This is a genomic window from Fervidobacterium gondwanense DSM 13020, assembly GCF_900143265.1.
GTDB lineage: Bacteria > Thermotogota > Thermotogae > Thermotogales > Fervidobacteriaceae > Fervidobacterium > Fervidobacterium gondwanense.
On sequence record NZ_FRDJ01000001.1, the window covers coordinates 233,640 to 246,442 of the forward strand.

The 12,803-nt window shown below is 40.1% G+C and carries 12 protein-coding genes; 5 read left to right on the top strand and 7 right to left on the bottom strand.

Translation table 11 applies throughout. The features are described 5' to 3' along the window. Window positions 1-6: 6 nt before the first annotated feature. Both BUA11_RS01050 and BUA11_RS01055 read right to left on the bottom strand, forming a co-directional pair. Complete coding sequence (locus tag BUA11_RS01050; RefSeq protein ID WP_072757405.1) at window positions 7-1,710, bottom strand: sigma-54 interaction domain-containing protein; 1,704 nt, start codon at window positions 1,708-1,710, stop codon at window positions 7-9. A 30-nt stretch (window positions 1,711-1,740) separates the two neighbouring features. After that, a complete protein-coding gene (locus tag BUA11_RS01055; protein ID WP_072757407.1) occupies window positions 1,741-2,151 on the bottom strand; it encodes a secondary thiamine-phosphate synthase enzyme YjbQ in 411 nt (136 codons plus the stop codon). Window positions 2,152-2,383: 232 nt separating this feature from the next. Here BUA11_RS01055 and BUA11_RS01060 point away from each other — a divergent pair, with 232 nt between their 5' ends. Genes BUA11_RS01060 through BUA11_RS01080 form a run of 5 tightly spaced genes read left to right on the top strand, consistent with a single transcriptional unit; the run spans window position 2,384 to window position 9,431 of the window. Next, window positions 2,384-4,357, top strand: a complete 1,974-nt coding sequence (locus tag BUA11_RS01060; RefSeq protein WP_072757409.1) for a CHASE2 domain-containing protein — start codon at window positions 2,384-2,386, stop codon at window positions 4,355-4,357. Window positions 4,358-4,381: 24 nt separating this feature from the next. After that, a complete protein-coding gene (locus BUA11_RS01065) occupies window positions 4,382-5,317 on the top strand; it encodes an HD domain-containing phosphohydrolase (RefSeq protein WP_084634287.1) in 936 nt (311 codons plus the stop codon). Window positions 5,318-5,323: 6 nt separating this feature from the next. Continuing rightward, a complete protein-coding gene (locus tag BUA11_RS01070; protein WP_084634288.1) occupies window positions 5,324-5,959 on the top strand; it encodes a DUF3307 domain-containing protein in 636 nt (211 codons plus the stop codon). Beyond that, window positions 5,956-8,124, top strand: a complete 2,169-nt coding sequence (locus tag BUA11_RS01075; protein ID WP_245789419.1) for a FecR family protein — start codon at window positions 5,956-5,958, stop codon at window positions 8,122-8,124. The genes BUA11_RS01070 and BUA11_RS01075 overlap by 4 nt, the downstream gene beginning before the upstream one ends. Before the next feature lie 44 nt (window positions 8,125-8,168). Continuing rightward, entirely contained in the window at window positions 8,169-9,431 is a 1,263-nt protein-coding gene (locus BUA11_RS01080) for an HD domain-containing phosphohydrolase (RefSeq protein WP_072757411.1), read from the top strand. 73 nt (window positions 9,432-9,504) lie between these two features. Here the strand turns inward: BUA11_RS01080 and BUA11_RS01085 are convergent, their stop codons facing one another. From BUA11_RS01085 to BUA11_RS01105, 5 genes are all read right to left on the bottom strand, one after another. After that, window positions 9,505-9,798, bottom strand: coding sequence for an HU family DNA-binding protein (locus tag BUA11_RS01085; protein ID WP_281246558.1), 294 nt, complete (start codon window positions 9,796-9,798; stop codon window positions 9,505-9,507). A 106-nt stretch (window positions 9,799-9,904) separates the two neighbouring features. Beyond that, window positions 9,905-10,387, bottom strand: coding sequence for a shikimate kinase (locus BUA11_RS01090; RefSeq protein WP_072757415.1), 483 nt, complete (start codon window positions 10,385-10,387; stop codon window positions 9,905-9,907). A gap of 6 nt (window positions 10,388-10,393) precedes the next feature. After that, on the bottom strand, window positions 10,394-10,792 hold the full coding sequence (locus tag BUA11_RS01095; RefSeq protein WP_072757417.1) for a secondary thiamine-phosphate synthase enzyme YjbQ: 399 nt from the start codon (window positions 10,790-10,792) through the stop codon (window positions 10,394-10,396). Window positions 10,793-10,816: 24 nt separating this feature from the next. Then, entirely contained in the window at window positions 10,817-11,770 is a 954-nt protein-coding gene (locus BUA11_RS01100; RefSeq protein WP_072757419.1) for an ABC transporter permease, read from the bottom strand. Further along, entirely contained in the window at window positions 11,767-12,801 is a 1,035-nt protein-coding gene (locus BUA11_RS01105; protein WP_072757861.1) for an ABC transporter permease, read from the bottom strand. The genes BUA11_RS01100 and BUA11_RS01105 overlap by 4 nt, the downstream gene beginning before the upstream one ends. Window positions 12,802-12,803 lie beyond the last annotated feature (2 nt).

Sequence of the window (12,803 nt, forward strand, 5' to 3'; positions counted from 1 at the left end):
CTTTTGTTATTCTTCTATTCCATATCTTTCCATCTTATAATAAAGCGTCCTCACGCTTATATCCAACATCTTTGCTGCTTTCATTTTGTCTCCGCCGGATTGTTTGAGGGCATTTATGATTATCTGCCTTTCGTATTCTTCAACCATGTCCTTGAGAGGTCCAATCTTGTCTTGTCTATTCTCTGGCTCTCCAATTTCAGGCTTTTCAGTAGAAAACTCAGGAATGTGCTTGGGCTCGATGTATCTTTCTTCAGGTCCCATGTTTATCATGACTCGCCCGATGAAGTTTTCAAGTTCCCGCACATTCCCGCTCCAATGCTTTGAAACGATGTATTTTATTACCGCAGGGCTTATGCCCTCCACCATCCGTCCGTATTGCTGGTTGAGTTTTTTAACTATGTGAATCGCTATCTTTGGTATGTCTTCTTTTCTGTCTTTCAGCGACGGAAGGTATATCGGGAATACGTTCAGCCTGAAGTAGAGATCCGGTAGGAAGTCACCGTTTCTCATCATCTTTTCAAGGTCTAAATTCGTCGCCGCTATGATTCTCACATCGACTTTCTTTACGCTCCTGCCACCAACAGGTACGAATTCTTTGCTTTCGATAAATCTTAGTAATTTCGGTTGTAATGACAACGGCAGTTTGCCAACCTCGTCGAGGAACAGGGTTCCACCGTCCGCTTCTTCAACAAGCCCTCTTTTACCTTCTTGGAGTGCACCGGTGAATGAGCCACCCTCGTAGCCAAATAATTCTGCTTCCAAAATCGTTTCAGGAATCGCGGCACAGTTGACGCTGACAAATGGTTTGTTCTTCCTTGGGCTTGAATTGTGAATAGCGTGTGCGAAGAGCTCTTTTCCTGTTCCGCTCTCTCCTCTCAGTAAAACTGTTGCTGGAGTCTGAGCTACTTTTTTTGCTTGCTCTTTTGCTATTTGTATTAGCCTGCTTTCGCCTATGATATCATCAAATGTGTATTGAGCTCGCATGTGCCTTATTAGTCTTTTGACTTCTTCAAGCTCGTTGTTTAATTTCAGTATCTCTGAGACATCGTGGACAACTGCAACACTTCCTTTGAAAACACCTTTAACAAAGAGGGGCGTTGCATTTACGATCACATCTTTTTTCGCAGGTCCAACTTTAAGCCTTGCATTATAGATAGGCTGTCTGATTTTAGCAATAAGCATGTGGATACTCTCGCCTTCAGCTATGTCAACGGTTGCGGGTTTCCCAACTACTTCCTCAGGCGAATACCCTGTTATCTTTGTGTAGGCTTTGTTGACCAATCTCACAATACCGTTTTCGTCAGCTACGCTTATCGCATCGTTAGTGGAATCTATTATCGCCTTGAGTTGTGCTTCTATCTCTTTTAGGTTCGTAATTTCTTCCGCAAGCTTCCTGAGGCTTGTTATATCTCTGAAAACAGCAACCGCGCCTATTATATTGCCGTTTTCGTCTCTTATGGGAATGCGAGATGTTATGATAACAGCGTTTTCCGTGTGCTGGACTTGGTCGATTTCTGGAAGTCCCGTGCGCACAACGATGTGCAGTCTTGTGTTTTTAACTACTTCATCCACCTTTTTCCCAACAATGTCAGAAGGCAATCCGAGAAGTCGCTGTGCGTTTTTGTTGACGTATACAACACGAGCTTCTTTGTCAACTATTATTATTCCCTCTATAATAGAATCAAGAACTATTCTGAGAATTCTTTCCATAAAATCATCTCCAGCAAATTAAATCGCTTATCATTCACCTATTACCTTCACCACAACCCTTTTTCTCCTCTGCCCATCGTACTCAGCGTAGAATATCTCCTCCCAAGGTCCGAGGTCAAGTTTTCCGTCCGTAACAGGCAAGAGCACCTGATGATGCGTTAGGATTCTTTTTAAATGAGCATCTCCATTCGTTTCCCCCGTCCAATGATGTCTGTAATTTCCAGCTGGTGCGAGTTTTTCGAGCCACTCCCATATGTCTTGGTGTAGACCTGACTCGTTGTCGTTAACGATGATACCCGCCGTTATATGCATTGCTGAAACGAGGCAAAAGCCTTCTTTGATGCCACTTTTTTTGACAATTTCTTCTATTTTATCGGTGATTTGAACGAGTTCTCGCTTTTTGGATGTGTTGAACCAGAGATATTCTGTGTATGACTTCACAAAAACACCCCCATCTTGTTATTTGTATGTATCTTTGCTTAGTTTTAAACGTTTTCAAATTAAACGCAGTCTAAATACGTAGAATACATTTGTTAATTATAATTATACACGACTGAATGCACTTTTTGAATATCAACAAGCATTTTGAAATTTATGGAATTTTATTCTTACTTTGGTGGTAGAATAGGAACATAACTTTTGAAGCCTATAATAAAAGATATTGGAGGCGAAGATGAAAAAGATTCATATCCTTACCATATTTCTCACAGTCTTTATGGTTTGGGCTATAATGTTCAGGCTTGAGTTTACTAATGTGCCCGATTTGAAGATTATGGACATTTTTTATAAATTACGCGGTGAGATCAGAATCAACCCGCATGTTGTTATAGTTGGTATAGATGAGTATTCTTTGAGCACGTTGGAAGTGGAAGGCGATACTTGGCCCTGGAATCGGGAAGTTTATGGAAGACTCCTTGAGAAGGTTTTCGAGGATGGTGCGAAGGTAGTTGCCTTCGACGTATCGTTCACAGAACCAAATGAAGAGGAAGGGGATAGCTATTTTGCAAGCACTCTTTTGATGTATGGAAATGTTGTGCTCGGAACATACCTGATTAACGAAAAGCAGACTTACTTTCTTTATAACGAAAATCTCAGGAAAATAATCGAGGAGAACGTATCGTACCTCGATTATGCATACAAAATGAAAAATTTCAAAGAACTCGCACTTTTGAAACCATTCAAAGTTTACAAGATTAGGCCTATATATGAACCTTTTTCAGTCTCAGCATACAGCGCAACTTACGAAATTGGAAGCTTGGATGCGGATGGTGTTGTGAGAAGAATTCCTTTGCTTGTGATAGAAGAATGGGCAGTCGAGAATGGCGTTTCTTCCGGAATATTGCCACACATGAATGTTATTGCCGCTGCTTTGTATTTCGGTATATCGCCAAGTGATCTACTTTTGGATTTTTCTAAGAAGGTTATTGAAATGGATTCACAAAAGATTCCGTTTGATAACTCAGGATACATGCATTTATGGTATTACGGGAAAGGACCAAAGATCTTTAAAGAAGTACCATTTTACGATGCTTTAAATGGAAAATATGAAAAGGGAACTTTCAAAGACAAAGTCGTGCTTGTAGGTTACACCGCAACAGCTAAGGGGCTTTACGATCTAAGAATAACACCGTTTTCAAGCGAAGAAGCTGGAGTTTATGTCCACGCTACAGCGATAGAAAATATGATAAGCGGTGATTTTGTTAAGAGCCTAACACCTTTTTACAATGCATTGCTGGTTGTGATTATAATGGTCGGAATTACACCGCTTATGCGCTATAGGAGCAAGGTGTTTAACACGATTTTGGTGTTCTTACCAGTCGTTTATCTGACAGTATCGTACGTGCTATTCTTAAGGCACATTTATGTGACAACATTCTACCCTATTTTAGGATTAGTTGTCATTGGCTCAACAAAAGTCTTAGGAGACTTCCTTGCTGAAAATGCTGAAAAACGAAGGATGCGAGAATTCCTTTATAGATACGTGCCTGATAGGGTGGCGGATAATCTACTAAGCTCCGGCGAGCTAAAACTTGGTGGAGAGACAAAAGAAGTCGTTGTGCTTTTTTCTGATATTAAAGGGTTCACAAGCCGTTCGGAAAAGCTTTCACCTGAAGAGGTTGTTTCATTTTTAAATGTTTACCTTACAAAGATGAGCGAAATTATACGTTATAAGTACGACGGAACGATCGATAAATTTATCGGAGACGCGATAATGGCGATTTTCGGTGCCCCTGTTTCATACGAAAACGATATAGAGAGAGCGTTAAGGTGCGCATTAGATATGCGAAAAGGGCTCAAAGAACTTAATAAGGAGTATGGCTATAACCTCGACAGTGGAATAGGAATTCACTTCGGACCAGCAATTGTAGGAAATATAGGTGCGCCATTTAGAATGGATTACACTTGTATTGGCGATACTGTCAATACTGCCTCAAGGATTGAGCATCTCACAAGAGAACTTGACGCTGAAGTTATAGTGTCAGAAGAGGTAATGAAAAGGTCAAAAGAATTTGAGTTTGAGTATCTTGGAGAATATTCTGTGAAAGGAAAGAGCGATAAGTTAAAGCTATATAAGTTGTTGGGTGAAAAATCAACTGTTCAGAGCGAAGATAAGATCTCCGCATCGACGGAAGATAAAGATGTCTGAAATTTCGAATGGGGGTAGGATAGCTTGAAAGGAATTTCTATAGATTTTGACGGTACTATATGTGAAGTAGATTCTACTGGAAATTTCTATATATACGGTCAGTTACCATCGCAAGATGATGTTTATGAGATGGCTATTGTTTACGAACTGAAGATAGCAGAGAGTATTTTTGACTTAACGCATAATCTTCTGACCGCTGTTTCACTTGAAGAAATTCCAATAAAGGTAAGTACTTTTTTCAGGGAGAAATTCAATAAGAACGTAACCATGGAATACGATGAGGAATTGCACGAGTTCAGGATGAATAAGCAACAACTTGTTGTTCCGATAGTAAGTAAAAATTCCGGTACTCTCGGAAGTACAATAATAAAAGGAGATTTTTCTCTAGAAGAGGCGCTTGGATTCTTAGCTTTCTATGATTCTTTTGTTTCAATTGTTGAGGGGATGATTATAAGTCACAGGTTGGAGAACCTTTTGAGAAGTGCACTTGATACTATGTTTGTTACGTTAAACAAACGTGTTAAGTTGGAAGAAAGTGACTTAAAACTTATGGAAGAAATAGTTTCAAAGTTATCTGTTGTTGAAAATGTCAACCTTGAAGAGGCGAAGCTTGCACTTAGAACTATCAATGTAGGATTCGTGGGCTTGAAAGACGAACTCTTTGACAGGATAAAATCTGGTGCTGTGCGAGACGGAGATTACGAAGAGTTTTTGAAACACGTACAGTACGGATATGAGATTCTGAAGGATATGGACGCTCCGAATTTCATAATCGAAGCTTGTTTATACCATCACGATTTCGTAGATGGGAGTGGGCTAAGTAAATTAAGAGGGACTGAAATACCCAAACTGGCTTTAATTGTAGGTTTCGCAGAGAATGTTGTGTTGTTAGGAAAGCATAAGGAAGAAATGAAAGGGAAGTACCCTGATGAATACTTTAGGATAATATTTGAGGAGTGATTCAGATTGAGTGTTATCGACATTTTTCCTTATCTTTTTCTTGGACATCTTTTTGGCGATTATGTGCTTCAAACAGGATATATAGCGGCCAAAAAGTCAAAGGATATTAAAGTGCTTGGGATACATATTGGACTGCTCTTTTTGTCACAATTAGTCTTTGTTTTTGGGGAAGGATTTGGTATTAAACACTTTTTGGCTATTGCCATGCTTTCTGGAATACATTTCCTTATCGATTTGATAAAGTTTCACTGTAAAACAGCCTTTTGTAATTCTTGGAAGTATTACCTCATAGACCAGTTGTTTCATTTATTATCTTTGTTATCTGTTGCCCCATTTTTCGACAAAGTAGTCCCATTTTTACCTCGCACTGTGGTTACTGTAGGTGCGATCATGATTTTCAATGCATATTTTATCGGAATTCTATCTCATCTGATAGCAAGAAACGGTACTTACAAGAGAGACTACATCGGATATTTCATGAGGATGGTCGCACCAATAACTTATTTCATCTCTGTATGGTCTTTCTTAATCTATGCATTGCTATGCGGATTCTTGATATACAAGAAGAGATCTATGTTTAACTTACTTAATTATGTATTTACCATAATTGCGACAATAACCTTATTGGAGGTGATGTTATGATGTTCAAAAGTTTATTACGGTTGCTAACAACTCTTTTTGTTATGGTAACAATTATCGCCTTTGCTGAATTTAAGGTTGTGTCATCATCTGAGAGTGTCGTTATGGGTGGGAAGCTGCCTATCAGCATTGAGCTGACAGATAAGGACAACAAACCCCTCAGTTTCTCCCTAAAAGCGAAAGTTTCGCTAGGTGGTTTTGATAAGCCAGAAGTCTTGACAAAAGGCTTAGCAGTTAACGGAAAAATAACGCTCAACTTCCTGGCCCCAAAGAAAGTGGCTGAAGTAAAGGTTACTTTCACAGCAGAAACTCCTCAGAAAGAAGTTTTCACTCAAGAAATAGTCATAAAAGTCACTGAAAAGGACGAGAGCGAATTCTCAGAAGAGATGAAAGCATCTATCGACTCATTCAGGGGTAGTGTTGCCGTTAAAAAAGTCGGGAAGAAGGCATGGGAGTCCATTAAGAAAGATACGCTGCTTCAAGAAGGAGACGAAGTTTTAACACTTGAAAAATCATATATTATAGTCAAATTCCCTGACGGCTCAATGACAAAGATCACAGAAAACACGCAGGTACTTTTTGAAAAGCTGAGAAGATCCAAGGATGGAAAGATACTTGTTTCGATCGTTATACAAAAAGGTGGCACGTACAACGTTGTTCAAAAGATGGTTGCAGGTTCTTCATTTGAGGTCAGAGCGGGAAGCGTTACTGCTGGGGTGCGCGGTACAACTTTCGGTGTTGAGAGTTTCGATGATAAACCTGTTGTAAAGGTTTGGGAAGGCGAAGTGTTTGCGTTCTTTGGAGAGAATTTTGTCATACCTGTCTTTGAAGGTCAATCCTTAGCATACGAACTTGGTATGGAACTTGTTGAAGATGTATCACAGTTATTCGATGCTGCTGAGTTTGAACCTTTAAAAGAAAAATTGCCAGATTTAGAAAAGATGTTCGAGGAGATAGAAGTTGAACCTGAGAAGCCAACTGAACCGGAAAAGCCAAAACCTGAGCAAGAACCAACACCTCAGCAACCAAGCCAACCAAAGGCATTCATACCACCACTTGGCGTTGAAACAGCCCAGAAGGATAATCAAAAGTATATCGTGTACTCTATTTCGCCTGAATTTACCATTGGTCCTGTTACGTTAGGTGTAGGCTTGACAGCTTATGCGACAGAAGTTGGCGGTACGTTGTATTACGGTGTTCCTTCCACAGAGCCGAGCACAAATATCATCAACATGATTACTATCAATCATGTTGCCTTAAACCTCGGAAACTTCTATCTGAGGTATGGTAATATGCCGCCTATATCCTTAGGAATGGGATTTTCAGTTAGGGATTACTTCAAACCATATGCTAAATCGATCGATACGAGACTCGGCTTTGGAAATGTGCGATTGTATCTCCACTTACCATATGAAATCACAAAGATTTGGTTCCCAGAAGTTGTTCAGTCCGACTCAGTCTTTGCAGGTGAATTCGAGCTGAAATCAGTTTTTGCTGGTATGGATCTCGGAATTGGTGCTCTGTATGACACGGAAGTATCCACAACAAATACTCTCGGAAATGCGACACCAGTCAATCTCTCGCTTTCTGGTTTCGTACGCTATCCTCTCATGAGCAACTTCTATCTCGGTGCTGAAGTAGGTGGGCAATTCTTAGAAGATATGTCCAAGTATGGTTTAGGAGCATTCGTAGGCTTGAGCGGTAAAATCGCGGTTTTTGATGTAATAGCAGGTGCGTTTGGAACATGGAACGGCTTCAGACCTTTCCATTTCGGAAGAATATACACCGTTCAAAAGCTTAAGAATGAGTTACCTACTCTTGAAAGTGAAGAAATCTCATTCGGTTTCTTGATCGGAACCAGCCTTTACACCGATATAGCAACCGGTAGGTTATACCTGTACGGAAACTTCGAAGGAGATATGAATGCTCTTGGAGAAATAAGAGTGGTTATACCACAGATAGGAGCATTAGCAGGATTGTTCATCTACGGTTATTATTTCGACTCAACGCCATTTTCAAACAACACAGTTCTTGATAACGATACGATATGCTTCTTGAGAATTACATATCCTGTTATGGAACAGAATCTTGTCGCTGGCATGGTGTACACTTGGGATGGAACTCAATGGATCCAAAGCGTTTATATTGGAAGTGAGTCGAGCTGGTAATTAAATTGGTAGTTCAGTCGTAATTTAAAAGGAGCGTGCTAAGTTTGAATATTTCTCAGAAAAGGATTGTAGAATCACCAACTTGGCTGAGCGGATATTTGTATGAAGGGAATTTGTTCGGCAGACCTTCAAAGATCAAGCTCAGCATTGAGAACATAGAGTTCTATGTTCTTGAAGGTTATTCTGACAAGTTCTTGAAAAAACTTGCAAATCTTATAAAACAAGGTGTATACGTGAATCCGGCAAATTTACGTGACCAAGTTGTGTACATTGCAGCAAAGCTAAATAGTAATCTGAGGCTGAATGAACTACTAAAGGACATTCAGAGTGAAATCTGCAACATTCTTAATGCCGACGCAGCATCGATATTGATGTATGAGCAGGACCACCTCAGATTTCTGGTAACCGTCGGTAAGGCAAGTGGAAAAATAGAAAGTATCCCAGTACCTATGGAGTCTATAGCTGGTAAGATATTCACGGAAGGAAAAGTTTTGATTTTTAACGATCTTGAGAAAAATCCAATCCATTTTAAAGGTGTTGACAAAGCGGCTAAGTTCAAAACAGAAAACATCGTTGGTTCACCAATTTGGGTCGAAAATGAGAAAATCGGTGTTATTGAAGTACTCAATAAATCAGGAGGATTTGACAAAGACGATGCTGAAATTGTAGAACTATTTGCAAAACTGATCGGTAGAAAATTACTTAGTACTTGGCAGTATGAAAAGTTCTCAGACGCATTTAAAAAAGTGCTTTTAGCAATTGCAACCGCAATAGATAAGAGGGACAATTATACCCATCAACATTCAAGGAATGTAGCCCGTTATTCTGTAGAACTTGGTAGAAAGATGAATTTGAGCCAACAACTCCTGGAAAAGCTTGAATTCTCAGCTATCTTGCATGATGTTGGAAAAATTGGAATCCCAGACAGCATACTTCTAAAACCTGGAAAATTAACGGATGAGGAGTACCAAACTATCAAGAATCACACAGTATACGGTGCTGAGATTCTCTCTCAGATTAAATACGTCGACAGAGATATAATGAACGGTGCCCTGGAACATCATGAAAGATTGGACGGTAGTGGGTATCCTTACGGAAAAAGAGACGGCGAAATCTCTTTATTCGGAAGAATAATTGGAATTGCAGATGTATTCGACGCACTCTCGACAAAAAGAACCTATAAAGAAGCTTGGACTTTATCGGATGTCTTAAGAGTAATTGGTGAAGATGTTAAGAAAGGGAAATTCTCAGAGGAACTGTACGAGAAGCTTGTTGAACTTGCAAATGATTTGAATTTTGAGACTTAGAATGGAATAAGACAACAGAGAAAACAAAAACCGGGGCCTTGAGCCCCGGTTCCTAATTTTCGGTTTGCTCTTCTTATTTGTTTACCTTTGCCTTGAGAACTTTTCCAGGTCTGAATTTTGGAACCTTTCTTGAAGGAATCTTAATCTTTGCTTTTGTTCTTGGGTTAACGCCTGTTCTTCCTTCCATCTTCTTGACTTCAAATGTACCAAAGTCTACAAGTTGTACTTTTTCTCCCTTTTCGAGAGCTGCTGTAATGGTCTCAAAGAGAGTGTCGATAACAAGTTTTACGTCTTTCTTCTTGAGTTGTGTCTTTTCCGCTACCGCGTTAACAAGTGTCTTTTTGTTCATATAATCCCCCTCCTTCACATGGTGGTGTAAAAATCAAGTATATAATAGCACTTTCAGCATCAGAAAATCAAGAGTGTGTTAAATACTAATCTGTTTGAATTATACCACAAAACATCTGAAAAAATCAAGTATTTTGATGATGTAGTATATTTTTCTTGAAAAAATCGGCTATAATCATCGCAATTTCGTATTTTGTTTTGTGCTCAATGGATATTACCAGTTCTGAATTCTTGCTATAGTAATGGTGAAATTGCAAATAATGCTCTTCAAGATGCTGAAACTTAATATACTTCCTCATCCTTTGGATAAACTTGTCCTTCGGAACTTTCAAGTAGATTTTTAGAAATTCCTCAAACTCCACATCATGCAACATTCCACAGCCTACAAGTATTTTATCACAAGTTTTTGCAAATCTGTCAATTATTCTTCGTTCCATTTTCGAAACTTGATTTATACCATATAATCTCAATAGCGTATAAAAATCTTTACCCGTTTCAACTTCGAGTATTTTTTCAACCTCTATCACGTTGTAGCCAAAATCATCTCTCAATATTTTTACTATCGTACTCTTGCCACTGCCCGGAAGTCCTGTGATGAACAAATTCATACTCTTTCATCCCGCTATGATTTTCATATATACGTCCCTTGTCCTTGGTCCATCGAACTCGCAAAGAAAAACACCTTGCCAAGTTCCCAATACTAAATTTCCGCCGCTGATTATCAAAGTTAAGCTGCTTCCAATGATTGAAGTCTTGATGTGAGCATCGGAATTCCCTTCTAAATGGCTGTATCCTGCATCCTCTGGAATAAGTTTTCCCAAATGTCTAATCATATCACCTACAACCGAAGGATCTGCATGTTCGTTCACCGTAACACCACACGTAGTGTGCGGAACATAAATTACAACTATACCTTCCCGAATGCCACTTTCACTGACAAATTTTCTCACTTCATTTGTTATCTCAATGAACTCAACACGTTTTGAAGTTTTGACACTTGTTTTCTTGAGCACCAAGGCTCACCTCGAGAACTAACATCATTTTTCGTACGGTACACCATCAGCTGCCGGGGCTCTAGATTTGCCAACAAATCCTGCGACAACGATGATAGTTAGTATGAAAGGAATCGTGTCGAAAAGCGATTTAACGTTAGATGCAACAGTTATTTCTTGCAAGCTCTGGAGTTGGTTCGATAAAGCGCCGAATAGTCCGAAGAATAGGCTTGCAAACATAGCACCTACAGGATTCCATTTTCCTATAATCATAGCAGCCAATCCGATGAATCCTCTTCCGCCTGACATCAGTTCTTTGAACTGCCCAATTTCACCAACGCTTAGATATGCACCAGCCAAAGATGCAAATACACCACTCATTATAACACCAAAGTATCTGATGGCGTAAACATTAACACCCAATGTGTCCGCCGCTTCCGGGTTCTCACCAACTGACCTCATTCTAAGTCCAAGTTTTGTTTTGTATATGAGCCACCAGCCGAAGAACACACATGCAAAAGCGATGTACACGAATGGACTAATTTCACCTATTATCTCACCTATGAATGGAACTTTAACAAGCCCGGGTATTGTCAGTTCGTCTATCTTTCCAACAAAATCAGTTTGTCCCGGTTGTCCAAATATTGGCTCCATCAAGAAGCCTGTCAAACCTTGCGAAAGGAGTATTATCGACGTGCCGAGGACAACTTGGTTACCAGCCCACTTTATACTACCCCACGCATGGAGTAGAGCTATTAAGATACCACTTACTACTGCCATTAATACACCAAACCATACATTACCCGTAAGGTATGTAAAAACAACCGATGTGAATGCCCCCATCAGAATTATTCCCTCAAGTGCTATATTTACAACACCGGTTATTTCACTGAAAACTCCTCCGAGTGAGGCGAAGATAAGTGGTGTAGCAGTAGTGAGCGCAATTTTGTAAAAAAGTGGATTTATGAATATGGAAAGTATCGCTGTCAGTGTTCTCATGCTTTCACCTTCTTTCTTGCATATATTGCTTTCACTATTCTATCAGCTGCAACAAGGAATATAACGATAGCCTGGACGATTATGACTATATATTTAGAAACACCCATGAATTGCATCTCATTACTACCTGTTCTCAGTGCTCCAATCAAAAGCGCAGCAAAGATTATACCAATTGGGTTGTTTTGACCAATCAGCGCAATACTGATACCGTCAAATCCTTTCCCACCGGACAATTCACCGAGGAACCTGTGATGAACGCCCATCAGTTCAGTAACGCCAGCAAGACCAGCTAACGCTCCGCTTATCGCCATTGCAAGCACTACGTTTTTTGCAATGCTTATTCCACCGTATTCAGCGGCGTAAGGATTGAAACCGACGGCTTTTATTTCATAACCAATCGTTGTTTTATTTAGAAAGACATACATGAAGACAGCTGCTGCAATAGATATTAGTATTCCTGCGCTGAGTTCCAACGCTCCAACTCTCATCAAGATTGGCAACTGCGCCGAAGTCGATATCTCGGGGCTTTTGGGTGTTCCAGAACCGGTTGCAAGCGGACCAGTGACCATGAAGGAAGCAATGTACGTAGTTGTCCAGTTGAGCATTATTGTTGTGACAACTTCATGCGCACCCGTTTTTGCTTTCAAGTATCCCGCTATGGCAGCCCAACCTGCGCCCGCGCCCATGCCTATCAGCATAGTTAGTGGTATTGCAACTGCTGGTGGTAGTCCACCAAAATTGCTTGCGAATGTTGCAGCCATGAGTGCGCCCATCGCCATCTGACCTTCCGCACCTATGTTAAAGACACCCGCTCTAAATCCAAAACCGACAGCAAGACCCGTAAGGATCAATGGTGTTGTTTTTATTAAGGTATCTATTATAGCTTGCTGGTTTCCAAACGCACCGTGCAAAAGTGCACCGTATGCTTGGATTGGGTTCTTTCCAATTGCAAGAATAACAAATGCAGAGATGAGCAATGCTATCAAAACAGCTGTTACTGGCACTGCGATACTCTGTAGCAATTTCTTCATTT